This window comes from Desulfosarcina sp., assembly GCF_041551955.1.
GTDB lineage: Bacteria > Desulfobacterota > Desulfobacteria > Desulfobacterales > Desulfosarcinaceae > Desulfosarcina.
The window spans coordinates 1-18627 of sequence record NZ_JBFELV010000007.1; the positions used below are offsets into that span (position 1 = coordinate 1).

Sequence of the window (18627 nt, forward strand, 5' to 3'; positions counted from 1 at the left end):
GAGGCCTTGCCACCGCCATGTGCGAACATTCCCAGAAAATTGCCAGGGCGCTGGGGTACAAAGCCATGCAATTTAATTTTGTTGCTTCCAGTAACCAAGGCGCTGTTCGGTTGTGGGGCAAACTGGGCTTTCAAACAGTCGGCCGTTTACCCAAAGCATTCAACCATCCAGCTTTAGGCTACGTGGATGCCTTGATAATGTACAAATGGCTTTAAAACATCATCGGCAAGCACACGGAACAATTTTCAATTTTCCGATTCGCCCTAAATGGAAATCTATTACGGGCGTTGCCCACGTATTGGAGGCAACGATCAAACGATGGGAATCTTTCAGGTCACATTGATTTTAGCTACCCTTCTGTGTTCTCTCGTGGCGGGATTCCTGTTTGCTTTTTCAATAGTGGTGATGCCGGGCCTCAGGAGGTTAGCCGACGGAGAGTTTATCCGCGCTTTTCAGAAGATGGATGGCGTGATCCAGAACAACCAACCATTATTTATGTTGGTCTGGATCGGTTCAGTTGTGGCTTTGATTATTTCGGCGATGCTTGGCATCGGGCAGTTGGGTGGAATTGAACGGTCGCTATTGATATTCGCGGCACTCGCCTATCTTCTCGGTGTCCAATTGCCGACGGTCACGATTAATGTACCGCTGAACAACCAACTACAAACCCTGGATGCCGATGCGCTCGATGAAGAAGAGCAAAAAAATGCGCGTGAAGACTTCGAACCACGTTGGAATCGATGGAACGCAATCAGGGCAGCTTTATCGAGCCTGGTATCTGCCCTGTTGATAATTTTGCTCTTTAAACTCTGAAGGCGCGGCCCATGCGCAAACCTCAGCTGACGGTTTAGGCTCCATGGAGAAATAATGACCGAGTTAATTGACATAATTCATTTTGAAGAACTCTCCCGACGAGATCCGATTGATGTTTGCAGGCGGGCATTATGTAAATATGACGATATGAATGAGTCTTATACCTTGTCTGCATGGGGTGACGACTACAGGATATTCCCGAATCAATTGAAAATCAGTTGCATGGGCAATAACTCCCAACGGATGCATGATTATTTTTATCTGTTCATGATCCATTATCTGCTTCAATCCAGAGAAACAGAGCCGTTCAAGGAGTGGATATCAGAAAAAGATATTCCTGGTGGCCCTACGTTCTTCCGCGGCCCTCATGAAATCCCGACAAGATGGATATCGAACCGATTTAACGATAATATTGACGAATTCAAAGCCAGATGTGAACAACTGCACGGCATACGGCTCAATATGGCGGACGCTGCTTATCGCTTTCGGATAACACCCCGAATTCCTGCGGCTGTGTTGTATTGGTTAGGTGACGAGAATTTTCCAGCTGAAGCGAAGATACTGTACGATAGAACTATTGCCGACCATTTAGCCGCTGATATTGTTTATGCTTTAGCCGTGGCGATTTGCGAAAGAATAGGAAGGCACCGTGGCTAACAAGACCGCTTAAGTCGGAGCGGCTATTACGTGCGGCTTTTACAAGATAGACTCAAAATACCTGTAATTATATAAAAAAATAAGTGCAAGAAAACCGTCTTCCGCTTAACCTTTAGGATATTCATAGAAGGACCAAATGAAGAAATTGAGCTATTCAATCAAAATAGATGCCGGTAGAAGCCATGTTTGGAACACCATGCTTGCACCTGGAAAATACGAACAGTGGGTGAAAGCTTTTTCAGAGAATTCTCGTTTTGAAGGTCAATGGGAGATTGGAGCAACTGTTAAATTTGTTGATCCGGATATGGGTGGAACGAAGGCGATATTAGAGATCTTTGACCCCTACAAGTGTATTATGGCCAAACATGTTGCAATGATAACTGAAGAAGGAAACGAAGAAACGGACAGCGAGGCAGCGATGCAATGGATCGGCACCACAGAGAAGTATATTTTGTCCGAGTCTGAAGGCAAAACCATCTTAACAATCGAAATGAACACCCATCCGTCATTTGTGGCGATGTTCGATTCTTGTTGGCCCAAAGCTCTCGAAAACATTAAATTACTCTCCGAGGATCAAAACACAGAGAATGCATAACCAGCACGTCCACCGGACGGCAAAAAGCCGCTGCCGGGACCTTCGCGTTTATCGTTTAAAACTATGAAGTGGTTACCCATGAAGGCATCGGTTCAGATTACATTGTTGATACTTGTTTTAGCCGCTCTCTCGGGGTGCGCCCACCCGAGAAACCACGAAACACTATCATTCCAATGTCTTGAACCGGTGTGTTTACCTGCGGTCCCAACCGCCCACCCATGGCCACTTTCCACCCGTGGGCATTTGGCGCGTTGTTCTGGTATGATGTGTGGCTCCCAAAGGTTACACCGCCACCTGAACTCGGGAAGATCGGGCAGGCTGCCGAATCCGAGAAAGTGTGGGCTGCATTGGTTAAAAAATACCGTGCAGAGATGGGCAACCCTGGAAAAAGCAGGATTCTCGATCTGCTTGCCGCGCGGTCCGATCAAGCCAACCTGTCAATCGGCTGTTACTGTGAGATCGAACGCCGCTGCCACCGATCCATCCTGTGTACGTTATTGGCCGAGCGGGGCGCTGAACTCGAATGAGTCTACGCGAGACCCGGAACGAAAAACCCGGACAAGCCGCTTCAGTGGAGTTCGGCAGGAAACGCGACCGCACCTGACAGCGGCGGCGTTGACCGGGAAAAGGGTAAGGGGCCCGTCATGATATCCCGTATCGATGCGTTTTTTAAAGAGCGAACGTCGCTGCAGGTCACGACAGCCTGCCTGCTCCTTGTTCTTGTGCTTGCCGCATTGGATCACGCCACCGGCTACGAGTTGTCATTCTCCATTTTCTACCTGCTGCCCATCGCATTCACCACCTGGTATGCTCGGATGGTTCACGGCGTCCTTCTCAGCATCGTCAGTGCGTCCGTCTGGCTCATCGTCGATATCACGGCAGGCAACCAATATAGCCAGTCCTTTATCCCGCTCTGGAACGCCGGTGTTCGGTTCCTGTTTTTCGTCGTCACCGCGTGGCTGCTTACGACCGTCAGGGACCAGCTGGAGAAAGAGCGGAGCATGGCACGGCTGGACGGCCTTACGGGGGTCATGAACGGATTCGCCTTCACTGAGTCCGCGCAAACCGTTTTGCGCATCGCAGACCGGTTCGATCGGCCAACGGCCATCGGGTACATCGATTTGGACAATTTCAAGCGCGTGAACGACACCTTGGGGCATGCCGAAGGGGACAAGGTCCTCAAAACGGTCGCTTCCGTTTTATCGACCTGCGTTCGCAAGGCGGACCTCGTGGGACGTTTGGGTGGGGATGAATTCGTGGTCCTCCTGCCGGAAACCACCTATTCCGGGGCTGCCACCGTTTTCGGGAACATGCGTGAATCCCTTTTGAAAAAAGCGGGGGAAAAAGGCTGGCCGATCGGTCTGAGCATTGGCGTTGCCGTTTTCCTTACCGCACCATCGAACCTGAACGAAGCCATCCGATTGGCCGACACGCTGATGTACCGAGTAAAAAAAAGCGGAAAGAACCAGCTTCTTATCGAAGCCTATGGTCGCCCAGAGTTAACCGGCCACCCGCTGAATACAAGGCGCCCCCGCGAACCGCGCGGTGCGCATCCCCAAGCGCCTGGATCATAGCGTCAAGAGGATAATGCATTTGATCACGCCTACCTTATTAGAAGCGAACGGGTGACGGGCAGGTGGCCGATCGGTCTTAGCGGATGCAGTCACTGAGCGGCTTTTTCCAGCCATCCGGAAGGAGAATAGCTCGATGGGCCTGACTCGGCAATGCGACGGCCGTCGTCCGCGGTCGAGCCCTTGACCAATCGCGTATCGGGCTCATTGGAATAACCATGATCTTAAGGAGGGCAGCCGTGTACTCCCATCTCTTTTCCGAAATCACCATCCAGGGCTTGACCCTGAAAAACCGACTGACCATGGCGCCGCTCTATCTGGGCTATGCCGGCGAAGGCGGCACGGTCAGCCGGATGATGCTGGAACATTATCGGCTCATGGCCCAGAGCGGTGTGGCCATGATCGTGGTCGAGAATGCGACGGTGGAGCACCCTACCGGCAGTGGCTCCAACCGCACCCTGCGGGCCGACACCGACGACAACCTGGACGGGTTGAGGCAACTGGCCGAGGCCATCAAACAGGAAGGTGCGCTGGCCTGCCTGCAGATCAACCACGCCGGACGCTTTGCCCACGCAACCGGGGACCCGGTTGCACCGTCGGCCGTGAAGACATTCGGTCGATTTCCCAAGGCCCTGGAAAAGACAGAGATTGGGCGTATCACCGACCAATATGTAAAAGCCGCCGCCAGAGCAAAAACCGCCGGGTTCGACATGGTGGAACTGCACGGCGGCACCGGCTATCTATTGGCCCAGTTTCTCTCCCCCCGCACCAATCAGCGTACTGACGAATACGGGGGAAGCCTGGAAAACCGGCAGCGATTTGCCCTGAAGGTCGTGGCGAGGGTCAAGGCGGCAGTGGGCAGCGTTCCGGTCGGGTACCGGTTCCTGGCTGACGAATGGATGCCGGACGGATTGCACCTCGAGGAGTCCAAACCGTTCGCCAAGAGACTTGCCCGGGCCGGTATCGCCTATATCTCCGTCATGGGCGGCACCTATGAATCCTTTTCCCTGCCGGATATCGTGCAAAGGTCAAAACAGGAGGGCTATATGCTCGATCTGGCCGCCGCGATCCGCTCGGTCGTCGACGTTCCGGTCATCGCCGCCGGCCGCCTGGCAACCGGCACCGTTGCAGACCGAGCCATTGCAGAGGAAAAAACCGACCTGATCGGCCTGGCCCGTGTGCTGTGGGCCGATCCACAGTGGCCGAAAAAAGTCCGCGACGGCCGGGATGCCGATATTCTCGACTGCTCACCCGATTGCGGGGACGCCTGCATGCAGATGGTCATGAAGGGTCGGCCTGCCTTTTGTGTGGCCTGGACGGCAGAGAAGATGAAGGCGTGGAAGGCTAAATTCGTTTAGCAGCTACTTCATCACCAATTGGTTCAGCCAGTTGTTCCGACAGTAACAACACCGGCGGCATAAACGGCCGTTGCGTCATAAAACCGGAATCTGGCAGTGCTGCCCACTGTCGTGATACCGGCCTGGAGGGTGTGGATATCCCGGCCGATCTCCTTGAGGTATTGAATCCCCACCTGGCCCACCTCGGCGTCACCGACCCCGCTTCGTTTGATCAGCGTATCCAGGTACTCCAAGTAAACGGTGTTGTTCACGTGCCCGTTGGGATCGTAATCCCCTTCCCGGGTGGTGACGGATGTCGTCTGCGCCGGTGCGAATGTCTGATCCACCTCAAAATCGATGGCGTCGGCAGCCAGGATATCCTCCGTCTCGACCGTGTAAGGTTCGGATATGTGCTTCGGGATCTTGGCGATCCGTTTGCGGTTCAAGTCGAAATAGAGCCACTGACTAGTGGCTGCCGCCACCGTCTCGTCCCCGCAGACCATCAAAAAATCCCGGCCAGCCCGAAAGCCGGCCGATCCTTTGTGCCAAGTCCGGATGGTGATTGCTTCCCGGTAAACGGGCATGCGGTAAATCTCCATCCGCATGCGGTTCAAAATCCACACGGCACCGGCGGCTACCATATTCGAGGAACCCAGCCCCACCTGTTCCGAATGATGGACCGCAGCACGCTGGAGACGTTTAAACAAAATCGGCAGCTTCATCCGAAAATTGGTGTCCACTTCATCGTAATCAACCCGGGCAGTCTGTTCGATTTTCATGTATTCTCGCCTCTATTTTTTCCCCTCGACTTGACCCGCTTTACTAAAGGGTGTGAGCAAAATGAATCGGTGGCGCGGGGTTTTCGGCCGATATCGGGTTCCAGGCGCCGAAGAATCAGACGCTGAGTGTCACGGATTTGGCGAATTTCGTCATCCGGCGTCATGTTGGGCCTCTTCAACCATTTCAAAGACCGGTTTCAAATCATCATTCGGACCCATTGGCAACCGGCTCAGTCTCCGTGCATCGGTTGTCCATTCATTGATTCTCAGAAGATCTACAGTTCATAATATACTACATTCGTTATGTATATACATAAAAGAGGTGTGAGGCTACACGCGACTGTGTACAAAATGAAACATCCTCCGGTCTGGGAGACGCGCCAATCCGGCGCGCGGAAGCGCCGGCCGATGACGACGAAAAACGATCCAGAAAAAAGGCAACCGATTGGAATGGTTGTTGCAAAAATCCCTGACCGTAAATCATCATTCATCCAGCATGACAAAAGGGGAAAAGGGAATGCCAAGCGCCAACCAGGATAGACGTACTACCGAGTTCGACCGCGAAACCTACGTAAAAATGCTGATCTCTATTGCCCGGGCAGACAAGAACAATAGTCTGCCGGAGTATCGTTTCATTCGGAAGCAGGCTATCGGGCTGGGTGTCGACTACGAGCAGGTTCTGAAGGAGACGGACAGGAATTTTGAAATCGGCACCCATAACGTGTCCCGCTTGACGGCCCTTCGCGTACTCAAAGACGCCATCATGATCGCCTCCATGGACGGCAACTTTACCCTGCCTGAAAAACAAAAACTCTACACCTACGCTGAAAAGCTGGACATTCCCCGAACCGATGTGGATGATCTGGAAACCCTCGTCGGACAACTCAAGGCGCTCGATCAGCGCTGGAAAGAACTGGTAGCCGGCCATCCCGATGAGTGACTCTGGATTTTTAGCGCCCCTTTTCGCCTACGCAGACCATGCGGCGGCTTATTGCCGGGCGGGCCTCCAGCAGTTGAGCGGGTGGTATCGCCTCGCCGAAGCCCTGGACCCGTGGTTCTCTCTGGCCTTGTTCCTCGTCTGCTCCATTCTCATGGTATACCGCCTCAACGTGCTGGAGCGCAAAGGGCTCGAGGGCACCGTGCTCGGCACGCTGGTGATGCCCTATGCATCCGGGTTTCCCAATCTGATGTTCGCCTTCTCTTTGGGCCGACAGGGGGGCAGTGGATCGGTCATCGTAGAAAACTGCCTCGTCAACAACGTCACGAACCTCACCCTGCTCATCGGCCTTCCGGCGCTGATATGGTCTCTCAACATCATCCCTTCCCGGTCGGCCAAGGCGGTTAACAAACCCGTGTCCAAGCTTCAACGCCTCAACACCCTCTCCTTGATCCTGACCCTCGTGGCCCTCTTTTTTTTCACCGGGGCCCTGTGGGCATTGGGCCGTGACGGCCGTTTGGATTTCAGTGACGGTCTGGTTCTGGTGGGTATTTTTCTGTTCTGGCAGGTGCTGCACGTATTTGATGTGCTCAAATATAACATCCATCAGCGCCGCTCCCTGTCGTGGACCATCCTGGTGGATGCCCTGCTGGTGGTTGCTTTAGGCGCAGGGGTTCTCCACGGCATCGACCGCCTGGTGGCCTGGGTCATGGCCCTTGGCCCGGGGTTCATCCTTTACGACCAGTTGGGTATGCTCAGCGGCTGCCTCATGGTGCTGCCCAATGCGGTGCTGGCCGCATATTACGCATGGGCCCGGCGGGCTGACATCGTCTACAGTTCGCAGGTGGGTGACGGCCATATCTGCATCCCCATGTGTATCGGCCTGTTTGCCCTGTTTTCCGTCATCCAGGTTCCTGCCCAGATGAATTTGGGAATCATGGTGATCCTCGGGGCGGGGTTGATTCATCTCTTTTTCGTCTCTGTCATCGGCCGGCTCCCCCGCATCATGGGCGCTCTGCTCACCATCGCCTACGGGGCCTTCCTCTATACCGGGTTCATGGGATGACCATCATTTCAAACGGATGAGGCCGACTTAACTATTTTCTTTGACCGACAGCCTCCCGTCCCGTAAGGAAATCGTTGCAAACGGTCCTGCTTCAGGTATCATGGTCTCATCAGGCAGAAACGACACCCCTTTTTTATCCAAACGCCCCCTCAAGGAATGACCTTTACGATGGATGCCTCGGAAACGGTCCTGGTCATCGACGATGAAACCGCCACCTTGACCATGTTCCGTCCGTTTCCGAGTGCTTACGGCTATGCGGTGCTGACAGCTGAAAACGGCGAAATCGGCCATGAAAAAAAACCGAGGTAAGCATCTCTTTTTGAGCAGGGAGACCAAAAACAAACTTGCGGTTTCGAATCGGATCAGTATAAAAACGTTAGGTATCACTGTTTTTCAATGAATCCGACACAACCACGCAAGGGAAACGAATATGCAACCGGCCACGGCCAGCGACAATTCGCAAGGGGGCTTTTCCTTTGGCCATTGTCATCGGAAGCCCCGCTATTTTTCAGCGGGCAGGGTCATCCCCATCCACCATTCAACACCACCTGAGAATCCACGCGCCAACCTTTCAACGAGGAGGCACCATGGTTGATTCCCGAAGCTGGGACTGGGAGACCGGTGAGAAACATGTTTCTCTAAAATCCTGGAAAAATAAATACCGATGGGTTGAAGAACCCTATGCCAGCCCCGACGGTGAAACGGTCGCCGCCATCGTCAACGTGGACGAAGGGGAATTCACCGTCTGCGTTAACGGCGAGTCCTGGGGAGAAACGGTTTTCGATAAAATATGGCACCTGCGTTTCTCACCGGATGGCAGGCTCACCGCCCTGGTGTCCGAAATGGGCGAGTGGACCATGGCCGTAGATGGCGCGGCCTGGGAGAAAAAATTCGGCTACATCTGGGAGCCGCGCTTCAGCACCGACGGCGCCAATATCGTCGCCGCGGTGCAGCAGGACATGCGCTATGCCATGGTTTTGAACGGAAAGCCCTGGGAGCAGACCTACGCCAACATGACCTATTTTGCCATGAGCCCGGACGGCCGGCATACGGCCGGCGCCGTTCAAGTGGAAGACGTGGACTCGGGTGAGATCCACAAATTCCAAAAAGGAAGCTTCACCGCTGCCTTAGACGGTGTACCGTGGGACATGCGATTCGTCAACGTCTGGAACCTGGCCCTCAGCCCGGACGGCGGGCACATGGCCGCTGAAGTTCGGCTCAACCTCTATGACTATACCATTGCCGTGGACGGCGTACCGTGGGAATCCCGCTATGCTACCGTCTGGGAGCCGACGTTCAACCCGGTCACCGGGACCGTCGTGGCACCGGTACGGGAAAAGGGGATGTGGCGGCTGGCCGAAAACGGAAAAATTCTCTGGGACCGCCGCTTTGTCCAGATCTGGCACCAAATGTTCAGTCAGGACGGAAGCCGCCTGGCCGCCATCGTTGCCCCCAAATACGGCCGCTGGACGGTGGCCGTAGACGGCGAGCCATGGCCGGCCACCTTCAGCCAACTGGTCACCGACGCAACTTTCAGCCCGGACGGACAGCGCATCGCCGCCCTGGCGAAGGATGAAGAAACCTTCCGCGTGGTGGTGGACGGCAGCCCCTGGTCAGATGCCTGGGACATGGCCTGGAAGCCGGTCTTCAGCCCGGATGGCAAGGACGTGGCCGCCAAGGTGGAAAAAAAGGGCCACTACACCTACACCGTAAACAACCGGGTCTGGTCCAGGTCATGCGATGCTGCCTGGGAACCGGTCTTCAGTCCGGAAGGCACGCACCTGATGCTGCGTACCATCGAAGCGGGCGACTATGTCCGGCGCGTTGTGCCTGTTTCTAGCTTCACCGGATAGTCGGCGCGCATTCAAAAATGGTGGTATGGAGATCGGCGCCCAAGCGGGACAAATGGACCTTCGATATTTTTATATCTCCCCTGTCGCTGCAGCAAGCTCGACATTTGCCTATTTGAGGGTGTGTGTCAGGGAATGGTAGCTTGTGGTTCAGAACAAGGCCACAGGGTTTTGGGAACCGGAGGCGTAGCAACGCTACGTCGAGGATTTTCAAAACCCGAGAACGCCGATCTGGAGCACAAGATACCGTTTCCAGACGCCCACTAACGAGGAGAAATACATGCATACCTTCTACAACATTGTCAGTGGGCCGCTGGCATGGGTCGCCTTTATTCTCTTTTTCGGGGGCAGCATTTACCGCATAGCCAGCATGCTGAAGCTGGTGGCCGAAAAAGAGCGGTTCATCTTTTCCTATATGAGCTGGCGCTACAGCCTGAGATCCATCCTTCACTGGATCATCCCCTTTGCCACGGTCAACTGGCGGCGCCAGCCCGTGCTCACCGTGGTCACTTTCGCATTTCACCTCTGCCTGCTGGCCACACCCATCTTCCTGCTCTCCCACGTGGTGCTCTGGGACGAGGCATTCAATGTCAGCTGGTGGACGCTGCCCGACGCCGTCGCCGATGTCATGACGATGATCGTCATTTTGGGTGCTGTTTATTTTTTAGTCAGAAGAGTCACCCAACCGGAAGTCAAGTTCGTCACGTCGGTCTCGGACTTCGTGATTCTGGCCATCGTGGCGGCGCCTTTCATCACCGGATTTATGGCCTATCACCAGTGGCTGTCCTACCCACTGATGATGTGCCTGCATGTGCTGGCCGGAGACATCATGCTTGCGGCCATTCCCTTCACCCGCTTGAGCCACATGCTCTTTTCACCCTTCACCCGGGCGTACATGGGCTCCGAGTTCGGCAAGGTGCGGCACGCCCGGGACTGGTAAGGGCAACGATAGTGTCTTAATCTTGGGATTAGGAAATGGTAATTGCGCATTTATTTGGGATGTGGTGCTTGCGATTTGTTGTTTCCAGTTTATCCGGGTTCGGGTGAACCAACCAGCTGCCGAAACTTACCTGCATCTGGCGTGAGTTGAAAAGGAGTTCTCAATATGGCGGAACCGTCAAAAAAAGAAGTGACCAAAATCGTCGACGAAGGCATCGACGTCGGCATCTCCCGGCTTACCGACGCGCACATTGAATCGGTGATCAACAGCGTAATTGATTCGGAAACCGGCGCCCGACTGAAGGCATACGTAGAAACTTGCATTCATTGCGGCCTGTGCTCGGAAGCGTGCCACTACTACCTATCCCACGACAACGATCCACGCTACTCGCCGGTGGGCAAAGTCAAACAGACCATTTGGGAGATGGTCAAGAAAAAGGGTCGCGTGAGCCCGGAATTCATTCGCCAGGCGGCCATTATCGCCCACACCGAATGCAACCTGTGCAAACGATGCGCCCAATACTGCCCCTTCGGCATCGACATCGCCTACCTGATGAGTGTGGTGCGTCGAATCATCCACCGGCTGGGGGTTACCCCACTCTACATCCAGGACACCGCCCACAGCCACTCGGTGACCATGAACCAGATGTGGGTTAAGGGCGACGAATGGCCTGACACCCTCCAGTGGCAGGAGGAGGAGGCCCAGGCGGAAATCCCCGACCTGCGGATTCCACTGGAAAAAGAAGGGGCGGACATCATGTACAGCGTCATCGCCCCGGAGCCAAAATTCCAGGCCCAGCTGATCTATCAGGCGGCGGTGATCATGCACGTGGCCGGCGTCAACTGGACCATGCCCGCCTCCGTGGGGTGGGACAACAGCGACATGGCCATGTTCACCGGTGACAACGAACTCATGGGCCGCATCAAGCGAACCCACTTCGAGACCGCCGCCCGGCTCAAAGTTAAAAAGATCGTCATGGGCGAGTGCGGACACGCCTTCCGATCGGTCTACGACATGGGCAATCGCTGGCTGGGCTGGTCCATGCCGCCCTTCAGAATCGTGCATGCGATTGAGTTCTACCATGACATCATCAAGGAGGGCCGCATCAAGATCGCCAGGAAGTATAAGCCCCCCATCACCCTGCACGACCCGTGCAACGTGGTGCGCGGCGGCGGGCTGCACGAAAAGGCCCGCTACGTGGCCCACGCCCTGTGCGAAAACGTGATCGAGATGCACCCCAACCGGGAGCACAATTATTGCTGCAGCGCCGGCGGCGGGGTGATCAACACCGGCCCGCCCTTCAAGATGACACGCATCACGGGCAACCGGGTCAAGGCCGAACAACTTTTCGGGGCCAAAACCAAGGGGGCTGAGGTCCTCGTGGCCCCATGCCACAACTGCCACAGCGGACTGCACGACATCGTGCACCACTATGAAATCGGTCTGGACATCAAGTTCTTCGGGGACATCATCTACGAAGTCATGGAAAAACCCGTATGAGACCCCGTGCAGGAGCAGGAGAAAATATGAAAACCGTCACGTGGATCACACTGGCAATGATCGTCGGGATCGTTCTGGCGATCACATCGGCATGGTCGCAGGACGACATGACCATCGTTGACAACGCGGCCTTCGACAACCCCCAGCGCACACCGTCGGTCTTCGTCCACGATGCGCACAACGAGGCCGCCGGCATCGACGACTGCGCCGAGTGTCATCACGTCTACGAGGACGGCAAGCGATTGGAGGACGAGTCCTCGGAAGACCAGAGCTGTTCGGATTGCCACGAACTGACAGGCGCCGGTGAGGGGCCGCCCCTGATCAAGGCCTTTCACACCAACTGCAAAGGCTGTCATCAGGCGCAGAAGAAGGGGCCGATTATGTGCGGGGAGTGCCACATCAAGTAGTGTTAACCCAGAAAAGGCATCGTATGCTCCAGACCGGCGTTTTCCCGATGTTAAAATCCTCGACGTAGCGCTGCTGCGCCTCCGGTTTCAACATCGCTGCGGCCTTGGCCTGAACCATAACCTACCCTTTCTGAGTCAACATTGGATAATGCGTCTATTACGATCCTGATGGTTGTGAGATGCTAGAGCGGCCTCAAGCCCCGAGAAATCTCTTTACAGAAAATCGATTAGGAGAAAGTGTCCATGCCCAAGAAAATTCTCATCATCGACGACGACCCCATCGTGGTCAAATATCTGGAAGCCGTTTTCAGCGACAACGGCTACGAAACCTGCAATGCGTCGAGCACCATGGAAGGCCTGGACGTGGTCAAAAAGGAGAAGCCCGACCTGATCACCCTGGACCTGCAGATGCCCGGCGAGTGGGGCCCCCGCTTTTACCGCAAACTGCGCAAGGACAAGCAGCTGCGTGACACGCCGGTCATCGTGATCAGCGGTATCGACGGCGACCACGCCATCAAGGACGCCATCGCCTTCGTCAAAAAGCCATTCGATCCGGAAAAACTGGTGGGGATGGTCAAGAATACGATTGGTTGACGCGGACAGCCTGCTGTTATGAAACCCAGGTTTTGAACGATCGCACATGCGCAAGAACCAACCGCAGCCGTCTTGTGCACTTTCAAGAATGATTGCATTACCGCTCTCGCCGGACACCGCGTCGCAGTTGTCGTCGGGGGTTAAGGGGATTAGGAAACGCGCTGCTTGTGGCGATGGAAAAAGTATGATAATAATCAAATGCTTGTATCGAATATAGCCATACGGAATTATTGTTGTTTGGAAGGAACTGCGTGGGTTGGCAGCAAGGCGTGATGCCGATGACAGACGATACCCCCTATATCATCGTGGACAACCGGAAAATCTCCCCCATCGAACGGCCGGTGCGACCGAATTCGGCAACCGCTGAACGAAAGGGCCGGGAGGAGCATGCCTTCGGCGTTGTCGACCGGGTTACCCTATCCAAAGAAGCCCGTGAACGATCCATGCAGCCACTGGCCCACACCGGCGCTGCCCCACCGACGCTCGAAGACCTGCCGAAAAAACTACCGCCCCCCGTTCCTGATTGACCTATTTACCCAGGCAGCGGTAGTGATCAAAACCGCGTTGGCCGCTATTTCCGGCAGAAAAAGTGCAAATTGAACGGGTCGTTGGGGATCTTTGTCACCGACACCCGACCGAACCCGGCTTGTGCCAGCATTTTTTCCGCCAGTTGCCTCCCCCACATCATGCCCAGGCCGACACCGCCATCCACCAGCCCGACCGGCATGCAATGCATCAGGCTGACCGTGTATAAAAACGCACCCATGGGATGGTCCCGGTTACTATCGATGTCGCTCTCCGCGGCAATATCGATCATGGAAAAGGCGCCGTTATCCTTTAATATTTCACGAATGCCCCGCAGCGCCTCCAGGGGCCGGGTTTGGTCGTGAATGGCATCGAAGGCGGTGATGTAGTCAAAGTGCGCGGACAAGTTGTTGGGGTGGCGCAGTTCGGCAGCGTCGCGCTGTTCGAAGCAGACATTGGTCAAGCCCTTTTCGCAGGCGTCGGACCGGGCAGCGTCGAGGGCCTGGGCGCTGATGTCGATGCCGACGAACCGGCTGGCGGGAAAGGCCTGTGCCATCAAGAGGGTGGCGACCCCCTGGGCGCATCCCAGATCGCAGACATGGATACCCCGATGCAGGGCTTGGACCACCCGGCCCTCGTCCACCGATGGCAGGAAGGTGTCGACCAGCACCTGGCGGTGCTTGGCGTCGCCCAGTTGCGCCATGAAATCATGAAACGCCGGATACTGGTCGTAGGGGATCCCCGCACCGGTCAGAAAGCCTTGAAACACAGACTCCATGGCACAGGCCGTCAGCAGGGGGATTTCCTGGGTGTATACGCCCAGGTTGTCGCTTCCGGCACGGCGCGCAAGCACATCCCCATGGGCGCGGGGCAAAAAAAACCGGGGCGGGCCGTCATCGCCCCTGACCAACTCCACGATGTCCCCGCAAACCATCACCCCCAGCCATTCCCGCACATAACGAGGGTTCAAGCCGGCCGCCTCGCAGATTTCATCCACGGTGCAGGGCCGAGCCTTGGCGTCCATGATGTCGAAGAGGCCGGCCCGGTACCCTAAACCCAAGGCCAGATTCAAGGAACCATGGTTGAGGATTTCGACGATCTTGTCCTGAAAGGGTTTCGCTTCATCTTGCATGAATGTTCCTTTACCGGTCGATCTCCAGCAGTTGCCGCATGGCCTCGGGCAACCCACCGGAATGGAAGGAGGTCGTTCCGGCTTCACCGGGCAGGCGAAGGGTCAGCGCATGGGCATGCAGACCCAGCCGATTGAAATCGTGGTGTCGCCGCAGATAAGCCAGGGAACGAAGCGACCCGTAGCGCCGGTCGCCCACGACCGGGTGGCCCGCCAGTTTAGCATGCCGCCGAATCTGGTGTTTGCGACCGGTCAGGGGTTCACATTCGACCAGGGAATAATGGCGGCTGTGGGCCAGTGTGCGCCACCGGGTGGTGCAGGGAAACCGTTTTCCCTTGCCCACGGGATCGTTCCGTCCGGCTGCGGCGGCGGTCAGCGGCCAGCTCCAGTCGCCCCCGTGATGATCGGCACCCGGTCCTTCGAGGCGGCCATGCACCACTGCCAAATATCGCTTTAGGACGGCCTTAGCAGCAAACTGCCCGCCAAAAAAGGCGAGTGTTTCCGGATCGCCGGCCAGCATCACGATGCCGCTGGTGTCCCGGTCGATGCGATGGGCGGCATGAATGGACGAAAGATCACGATCCACGGCCGGCACGCGTCCCAACCGCACGGCGGTCAGAGCCAGGGAACACAAGTCTCTTCCGGGGTCGTTGTGAATGCTCATGCCACAGGGTTTTTCCACCACCAGCCACCGAGGGCCACAGGCCACCACCGGTATCCGAATATTTCCGGCGAAAATGAGGGTTTGAGGACCGAGCTTGACCGGGGTGTTGGACAGATTCATCGGGGAAGGTCATCCAGGGCCGCCCGGGCCTCGACGAGCAGCACATCGGCACCACACCGGTCGAACAGGTCGATGCTTCTGGCAATATACGCCCGGGCGTCGGAAATTCGTTTTTTATGTCCGTACAACAACCCGAGATCCAGGCAGGCGTGGGCCAGTCTCAGACGGGTGCCGATCTGGGTGCCGATTTCAATGGCCTCCTGCAGGTACCGTTCTGCCAGGCGGGATGCCATCGGCAAGGTTCGCAGCAGGAATCCGGCATTTTTGATCACGCCCGCAACACCCAGTGATCCCTTTCCAAGGACCAGGGAAAGATAGAATTTGCCCAGCATATGCGTAAATATCAGATCGTGGTTCCGTTTGCCCTTCTGCCGGTGGGTCAGAATCCGCTCTCGAATGATGGCAACGCCTTTTCCGAAATTTCCCATGGCGGCCGAAACGATGCCATAGAAGGCGTTGGCGGAAGTGCCGACATAATCGTAGCCGAACTGTTCGGTGGTGGCGATGACGGCTTCGAGGGTTTGGGCGGCAATGGTGACGTTGCCTTGTGAAAAATAGGCATAGCTGAGAAAAAACCGGGCATTCAGGCTGTAAATGGGATCCACCGACACCTCGATGGCCTTGACCAGCAGGGACTCGGCCTGCACGAAGTCTCCCGCCGCCATCCGGGCAGCACCCATCAGCAGATACCCCTCCGAAAAGGAGCGGGCATCTCCCTCCACCTCACCGAACCGGAGCAGCTGCTCACCAGTTTTCCAGCAGCCATCAACATCCCCGCTGAAAAAATGCAGCAAGCCCATTCCCGTCAGATTAAAGCGGGTCAGTTCGCGATCGGTGTTGATCCGGTCGGCCACATTGGCTGCCTGCCGGCCATAGGCCAGGGCTTCATCCATCCGGCCTAAATCGGTGCAGGTCCAGCACAGACCGGCGCTGCTGTATCCAATCAGCTTGTCGTCCCCCAATTCTTGACCAATCTTCAATGCGCGCATCAGGTAGGTATAGGATTCTGTCACCAGCTCCCTGCGCTGCAGCGCCCAACCCATACAGACATCAAACATGCCTTTTCGCAAGGGGTCCCCAAAATCGTTTACGGCAGCTTCATGACTTCGCAGCAGGTCCAGCATCTCTCGAAACAGCCCACGCTTGTTGAAGGCAAAGTACCTGTTGATGATCAGGTCGATAAGCATGGACAGCTCAACGGCAGTGGGGGCGGCAATCCGGTTCAGCAGACGGTAGGCGCTTTCGTAGTAACCGTGGGATTCCTCCACGGCATATTTTTCGAGGCTTTTTTCACCGGAACGAATCAGGTATTCGGCGGCCTTGGATGTACAATCGCTGTTGGCGTAATGCAGCGCCAGGGTCTCCAACACGCTGTCCAGGTGACCCTGAAACAGGGTTTCCAGGGTACGGGCGATCCGTTCATGGATAGACCGGCGATCACGCTTCAAGACGCTGTTGTAGACCACTTCTTGAACAATGGCATGCTTGAAACTGTATACCGGTTCCCCCGGATCCGGAATCCGGCGGATCAAATCCACCCGTTCAATCTTGTCGATGCATGGCTTGAATTGCGCGGGTAACGCCGTGATCCGACCCAGCAGTTCCAGACGAAACACACGTCCGATGACCGATGCCTCCTGAAGAATGGTTTTGGCGTCACTTCCCAGCCGATCCAGCCTCTCGTGAATGATACCGTTGATGGTGGATGAGAAGTCGGAAAAGTCAAGGGCTTCATCCAGACGCCAACCGCTGTCCACGTACCTGAGGCGCCCGTTATCAATCAGGGCGTTGACGACCTCTTCCAGGTAGAGGGGATTGCCCTCCACATTCGTGAGAATATAGCGGTCAAGTGAATCGGGAATGGTGGGGGTACCCATCAGTGACCGGATCATTTCCCTACTCGAAGGGGCATCCAGATCGGTGAGCCGGATGCTTTCACGCGCATAGGATATGGGTTCACCACGTTCACCATCGGGAAAATCCAGGGTCGGCCGGTAGCTGATCACAAACAGGATGGGAAGCCCCGGCGCATTGAGAAGGAATCGAATCAGCGATACAGAGGATGGGTCCGCCCAATGCAGGTCTTCGATGCAGACAATCGTGGGTGCCAGACGGGACAGTGCCGACAGCAGGGTGACAAACGCGCTCAGGAGGCCCGATTTATAGATCTCGGGACCTGCCGCCAGGGCTTCGGGTGGAGAAGCGGCGTATAACCCCACCAGGAATGGAACCACGGCATCCGGATCATCCACCAGCGGTCCGATACCGGACTGGAGCTTGGCCCCGATGACCGCTTCGGCATCCTCATCACGGATCTCAAAAAGCCGGTTAAGCATGTCAATAAAAGGATAGTAGGGAACGCTGCGTTTATACGCATAGGCATGGCCGTCCAGCCACCGGACGGCACCCGCACCGCTCGAATCTTTGAATTCCGCGATCAACCGGCTTTTTCCGGTGCCGGCATCCCCGGACACGGTCAACACCGTGCCTTCTTTTCGCCGCAGCCGCAGCGCGGCATCTTCCAACTGCTTCAATTCCCGGTCCCGCCCGACGAGCTTCGCTTTTAAACCGTGTACCCGGCGCACCTTATTCGGCTGCAGGGTAACGGACTCAACCCGATACACCAAAACCGGCTGTACCCGCCCCTTGACCGTCACAGGGGGTTGGGCCTGGAAGTTGAAGAATCCGGCAGCCGCAGAAAAGGCGCTGCTGTCCGCCAGCACTTCTCCCGGCGCGGCCAGGTCCCTGAGCCGGGCGGCCAGGTTGACGGTATCACCGGTAATACCGTGCCGCCCGGTCCTTTCTTCCGCAGATCCGGTGACCACCAGACCGGTGGCGACACCTGATCGCATGGCAAGCTTACCACCCAAGCAATCGGCGTACCGGCGCTCCAACCGCGAAGCCACCCGTTGGATATCCATCGCCGCCCGGAGGGCCCGGATGGCATCGTCTTCATGGGTCCGGGGCATACCAAATATCGCCAGCACCCCGTCCCAGAGGATGCGGTCCACATACCCCTCGTAGCGGGAGATGATCTTGACCATCTCTTCAAAGAGATGGCGGGTCACCTCCCGGACCGCTTCCGGGTCCAGCCGGTTGAAGGTTTCCCGGTAGCTGCTGATATCTGAAAACATCACAGACAC

General features: G+C 56.1%; 20 protein-coding genes. 16 read left to right on the plus strand and 4 right to left on the minus strand.

The features are described 5' to 3' along the window. From ABYV26_RS01230 to ABYV26_RS01260, 7 genes are all read left to right on the plus strand, one after another. Window positions 1-215 (plus strand): N-acetyltransferase family protein (locus ABYV26_RS01230; RefSeq protein WP_372677396.1); only part of this gene is annotated, 215 nt, incomplete at its 5' end. Window positions 216-267: 52 nt separating this feature from the next. Beyond that, window positions 268-813 (plus strand): DUF1772 domain-containing protein, encoded by a 546-nt coding sequence (locus ABYV26_RS01235; RefSeq protein ID WP_372677398.1) that lies wholly within the window; start codon window positions 268-270, stop codon window positions 811-813. A gap of 54 nt (window positions 814-867) precedes the next feature. Then, window positions 868-1470: a DUF3786 domain-containing protein gene (locus ABYV26_RS01240; RefSeq protein ID WP_372677399.1), complete on the plus strand. Its 603-nt coding sequence runs from the start codon at window positions 868-870 to the stop codon at window positions 1468-1470. 136 nt (window positions 1471-1606) lie between these two features. Further along, the gene (locus tag ABYV26_RS01245) at window positions 1607-2065 is read left to right on the plus strand and encodes a hypothetical protein (protein ID WP_372677400.1); all 459 of its coding nucleotides are present in this window, start codon (window positions 1607-1609) and stop codon (window positions 2063-2065) included. Window positions 2066-2283: 218 nt separating this feature from the next. Then, a complete protein-coding gene (locus ABYV26_RS01250) occupies window positions 2284-2592 on the plus strand; it encodes a DUF488 family protein (protein ID WP_372677402.1) in 309 nt (102 codons plus the stop codon). A 117-nt stretch (window positions 2593-2709) separates the two neighbouring features. Further along, on the plus strand, window positions 2710-3639 hold the full coding sequence (locus ABYV26_RS01255; protein WP_372677404.1) for a GGDEF domain-containing protein: 930 nt from the start codon (window positions 2710-2712) through the stop codon (window positions 3637-3639). 236 nt (window positions 3640-3875) lie between these two features. Beyond that, window positions 3876-4994, plus strand: a complete 1119-nt coding sequence (locus tag ABYV26_RS01260) for an NADH:flavin oxidoreductase (RefSeq protein WP_372677406.1) — start codon at window positions 3876-3878, stop codon at window positions 4992-4994. Window positions 4995-5017: 23 nt separating this feature from the next. On the opposite strand, the gene ABYV26_RS01265 is transcribed toward ABYV26_RS01260, so the two are convergent. Next, window positions 5018-5752: an acyl-[acyl-carrier-protein] thioesterase gene (locus ABYV26_RS01265; RefSeq protein ID WP_372677408.1), complete on the minus strand. Its 735-nt coding sequence runs from the start codon at window positions 5750-5752 to the stop codon at window positions 5018-5020. A 517-nt stretch (window positions 5753-6269) separates the two neighbouring features. On the opposite strand from ABYV26_RS01265, the gene ABYV26_RS01270 reads away from it, so the two are divergent. The 9 genes from ABYV26_RS01270 (at window position 6270) to ABYV26_RS01310 (ending at window position 13573) form a co-directional block, all read left to right on the plus strand. Then, complete coding sequence (locus ABYV26_RS01270) at window positions 6270-6692, plus strand: hypothetical protein (protein ID WP_372677410.1); 423 nt, start codon at window positions 6270-6272, stop codon at window positions 6690-6692. Beyond that, window positions 6685-7755 carry a hypothetical protein gene (locus ABYV26_RS01275; protein ID WP_372677412.1) on the plus strand — a complete coding sequence of 357 codons (1071 nt, stop codon included), beginning with the start codon at window positions 6685-6687 and terminating at the stop codon, window positions 7753-7755. Before ABYV26_RS01270 ends, ABYV26_RS01275 begins: the two co-directional genes overlap by 8 nt. Before the next feature lie 168 nt (window positions 7756-7923). Further along, on the plus strand, window positions 7924-8064 hold the full coding sequence (locus ABYV26_RS01280; RefSeq protein ID WP_372677414.1) for a hypothetical protein: 141 nt from the start codon (window positions 7924-7926) through the stop codon (window positions 8062-8064). A gap of 278 nt (window positions 8065-8342) precedes the next feature. Beyond that, the gene (gene tmcD, locus ABYV26_RS01285; protein ID WP_372677416.1) at window positions 8343-9608 is read left to right on the plus strand and encodes an electron transfer complex subunit TmcD; all 1266 of its coding nucleotides are present in this window, start codon (window positions 8343-8345) and stop codon (window positions 9606-9608) included. 277 nt (window positions 9609-9885) lie between these two features. Next, window positions 9886-10545, plus strand: coding sequence for a TmcC family electron transfer complex membrane anchor subunit (gene tmcC, locus ABYV26_RS01290; protein ID WP_372677417.1), 660 nt, complete (start codon window positions 9886-9888; stop codon window positions 10543-10545). 165 nt (window positions 10546-10710) lie between these two features. Next, window positions 10711-12045, plus strand: coding sequence for an electron transfer complex ferredoxin TmcB (gene tmcB, locus ABYV26_RS01295; RefSeq protein ID WP_372677419.1), 1335 nt, complete (start codon window positions 10711-10713; stop codon window positions 12043-12045). A gap of 26 nt (window positions 12046-12071) precedes the next feature. Beyond that, window positions 12072-12452, plus strand: a complete 381-nt coding sequence (gene tmcA / locus ABYV26_RS01300) for an acidic tetraheme cytochrome c3 TmcA (protein ID WP_372677421.1) — start codon at window positions 12072-12074, stop codon at window positions 12450-12452. 243 nt (window positions 12453-12695) lie between these two features. Continuing rightward, the gene (gene divK, locus ABYV26_RS01305) at window positions 12696-13046 is read left to right on the plus strand and encodes a DVU0259 family response regulator domain-containing protein (protein WP_372677423.1); all 351 of its coding nucleotides are present in this window, start codon (window positions 12696-12698) and stop codon (window positions 13044-13046) included. 278 nt (window positions 13047-13324) lie between these two features. Then, window positions 13325-13573 carry a hypothetical protein gene (locus ABYV26_RS01310; protein WP_372677425.1) on the plus strand — a complete coding sequence of 83 codons (249 nt, stop codon included), beginning with the start codon at window positions 13325-13327 and terminating at the stop codon, window positions 13571-13573. A gap of 44 nt (window positions 13574-13617) precedes the next feature. On the opposite strand, the gene ABYV26_RS01315 is transcribed toward ABYV26_RS01310, so the two are convergent. From ABYV26_RS01315 to ABYV26_RS01325, 3 genes are read right to left on the minus strand one after another with little or no spacing between them, the layout of a single operon-like run. Then, entirely contained in the window at window positions 13618-14703 is a 1086-nt protein-coding gene (locus ABYV26_RS01315) for a class I SAM-dependent methyltransferase (protein ID WP_372677427.1), read from the minus strand. Between the two features lie 10 nt (window positions 14704-14713). Further along, window positions 14714-15484, minus strand: a complete 771-nt coding sequence (locus ABYV26_RS01320; protein WP_372677429.1) for an RluA family pseudouridine synthase — start codon at window positions 15482-15484, stop codon at window positions 14714-14716. Next, window positions 15481-18618: an AAA family ATPase gene (locus ABYV26_RS01325; protein WP_372677430.1), complete on the minus strand. Its 3138-nt coding sequence runs from the start codon at window positions 18616-18618 to the stop codon at window positions 15481-15483. Before ABYV26_RS01325 ends, ABYV26_RS01320 begins: the two co-directional genes overlap by 4 nt. Between the last annotated feature and the right edge of the window lie 9 nt (window positions 18619-18627).